The 2696-nt window shown below is 36.9% G+C and carries 3 protein-coding genes and 1 pseudogene; 1 reads left to right on the forward strand and 3 read right to left on the reverse strand.

The genetic code is table 11. From position 1 onward, the window contains the following. A pseudogene (locus CAG69_RS22460) lies at positions 1–297 on the forward strand (sce7726 family protein); the annotation flags it as partial. On the opposite strand, the gene CAG69_RS06415 reads toward CAG69_RS22460, so the two are convergent. Genes CAG69_RS06415 through CAG69_RS06425 form a run of 3 tightly spaced genes read right to left on the reverse strand, consistent with a single transcriptional unit; the run spans position 277 to position 2552 of the window. Next, a complete protein-coding gene (locus tag CAG69_RS06415; RefSeq protein WP_161443258.1) occupies positions 277–1350 on the reverse strand; it encodes a beta family protein in 1074 nt (357 codons plus the stop codon). The pseudogene CAG69_RS22460 and the gene CAG69_RS06415 overlap by 21 nt on opposite strands. Next, on the reverse strand, positions 1347–1889 hold the full coding sequence (locus CAG69_RS06420; protein WP_161443260.1) for an ImmA/IrrE family metallo-endopeptidase: 543 nt from the start codon (positions 1887–1889) through the stop codon (positions 1347–1349). Before CAG69_RS06420 ends, CAG69_RS06415 begins: the two co-directional genes overlap by 4 nt. Before the next feature lie 3 nt (positions 1890–1892). Beyond that, positions 1893–2552 (reverse strand): phosphohydrolase, encoded by a 660-nt coding sequence (locus tag CAG69_RS06425; protein WP_161443262.1) that lies wholly within the window; start codon positions 2550–2552, stop codon positions 1893–1895. Positions 2553–2696: the final 144 nt, after the last annotated feature.

The raw sequence follows: 2696 nt of genomic DNA on the forward strand, positions 1-2696 counted from the left end.
CAATCTAAGCAGTTCAAACGCCATGATAAAAAAGTACTATCCAGCGCATTAAGTGTTCCAAAGTTAATGACTTTAGCAAAAGGAAATCACTTGAGATCAAAGCATGAGCTATGTGAATTTGTATCAAAAAACAATACAGTTGAGTCACTAAGGATACTATCAAGACACGAATTTAATGACAGATATGGAGTGGCATCTAAACTGTTGAAACAAGAAACCACTCAGCATTTGACTTCAGATGACATCTATACAATTACAAAAAAAGCGCCATCCTTGCTAAAGCGAAGAATCGTTTGATTCTCTCAATAATAGCCGACTTTTGATGTAGTAATTCATACGTACTGATATCCAAAATGCAGGACTGATACCCGATGGGTTTTCATTCGCTGCCGCAGCTATCTCTTCATCAGCCCATACTCCGAGTGAGGTATATGATGTCGTATCTGCAAGCGTGTGCTGCGCTGCTTTTACGTATCCCCCATTATTTCGACGATACCTTTTATAAGTAAATGACTTCCCATCCAAAGTTGCTACATCTACTCTAGGAACAAAGGTGCCACCTTTCATTTCAATTTGCTCTGTATTAATTGAAGCGTAGTCTCCATATTTAATTGGAAATTCTTCACTGATACCTTGATATATGTCTTCTTCGCAAATCCTAAATTTTCCTGCAACGTCTTCCCCACCAGTCTGAGCAACATTTGAAGGGAAACTTGAGCAAAGCATGACAACATCTTCGATTTTGTCTGTAAATGACTCTGTACCAGAACACGCCTCAAGAAAAGTATCTACCACATCATTCACAGCTTTCATTCTTACGAACTCTGCATCAAGAATTACATACAGTTTACAGTTTTTACTTAAGTTGTTTGCTATAGGCGTTAGATAATATTCAACTTCTTCATCACTTAGATCATATGGTAGTCTAACAGCAAGAAAATTAGCTTTAGCAGATGCATTTCTTACAAACTCTTCAACATCGTCAAATCTACCATCATCATCTTCATACAAATGTACCATAGGTATTATGTTTAGTTCACAATGAAGATCAAAAAGAAAATACTGCCACTCCTTAAAACCATTGTGTTCCGATAACAGTTGTTCTATCTGTGGGTTGATATACTTTTCATTTGTACTTAAATCCAGTATGAACGGTCTCTTTCCTTGAATTTCTGCAATTTGCTTCATTCGGCGATAGATATCACCATCAGGCGCTTTTTTCGTTTTTCTCGATTTAGTTAGTTCGTAAATAGGCAGGATTTTTGAAAAGTCATCATCATTGATATGCTCAAAACAACGAAGTTCACCATCTCTAGTCTTGATTATCGGAAAATAGATAAAATCACTCATAGATTATGCCCATCATAACCTAGAACTTTAGCCCTAATTCGAACTGCATGAGAAGAAACTTGAAAGTGCATAGCAACATCTTCTACCTTTGACGATACGTTAGTAACGAAATTGTCGAAAGCTTCTTTAGGCATCAGCAATGACGCAGCAAAATCATTTGCTTCAGCTTCCATCCAGTTTGTCTCGCCGTTTCTAAAAAAAGTTGTATCTTCAAAACTATCACTGTTCGCCGCATGTCGAATACGATGTGCAATTTCGTGAGCTATCGTAAACCTTTGTCTATGGGGATGATGTAATGAATTGACAGTCATCACCCAGTTACCTGATTTTTTCTCTTTTTTTAGTGAACCCGACTCTTCATCTTGCATTGGCTCATACCTAACCATTATCCCTAATTGTCTAGCCAATTCAGATACATTAATTGGATCGGTATCTACCCCTTTGTCTTCAGCTAGTGCTATTAGATGTTCAGGAGTAGATAATTCTTCAAATTCTGTAGTAGCTTGAGTTTTTCTAGCCGCTTTTCTAACGAATGCCATCTGTTATTCCTTTCTGACTAGTAGAGCTTCTTTGCCTGCTGATTCGGATGTGTCTAACTCAGCAACACGTTCCGAAATGACTTTTATTTGTTGGCGTAAAGTCTGATTTTCTGTTTCTAAAAGTTCTAATCGTTCAAGAGCGTCGTCTACAGTCCCTAGTGATCTTTCAAAATCACCAGCTGTAGCGTTTAGATCGCTTTGTACAATTCTAAGCCGAGACTCTGCTTCATTCTCAACCTTTTCATTTAATATGTAATTAAATGTATTGCTATGCATATACTTTTTCGTAATTTCTTCAGCTTTTTCTTCCGAAGTGCTTTTTATGTAAATTACTGATATTGCAGCAATGAGAGCATTGATAGCTATAAGAAAAGTGATTATTGTTTGATAAAAGCCAGTTTGAAATGACCACACATCTTTGAGGCTGATAAGCGTCCCGCTTTTAACTAATTCACCAACAATATGAGATGTAAATGGATCATGAATATTATCAGCATTAGCAATTGCAACAGAGTCAGCATAGCCGAGATAGGATAGCAACGATGGGGATGGCAAACATACGAGTAAAGCCAATAACACAATACAAAAAAGTGAACATGTAATCAGGCTCACGCAAAATATCGTTTTGTAAATGTTAGGGCTAGAGGGCATTGCGTCTGGCATGTTTCCAATCTTCATTCTCGGGGTTACGCAAAAAACTACCAATTTGCTGATATTAAAAGATAATTTTGATATCAGCTTTTTGTTAAAAACTAAACGAACTCATACTCAGTAATAAGTTAATTGCAGATTGCACTATTGGAAACC

This window comes from Vibrio sp. V43_P6S15P86, assembly GCF_009904725.1.
GTDB lineage: Bacteria > Pseudomonadota > Gammaproteobacteria > Enterobacterales > Vibrionaceae > Vibrio > Vibrio diabolicus.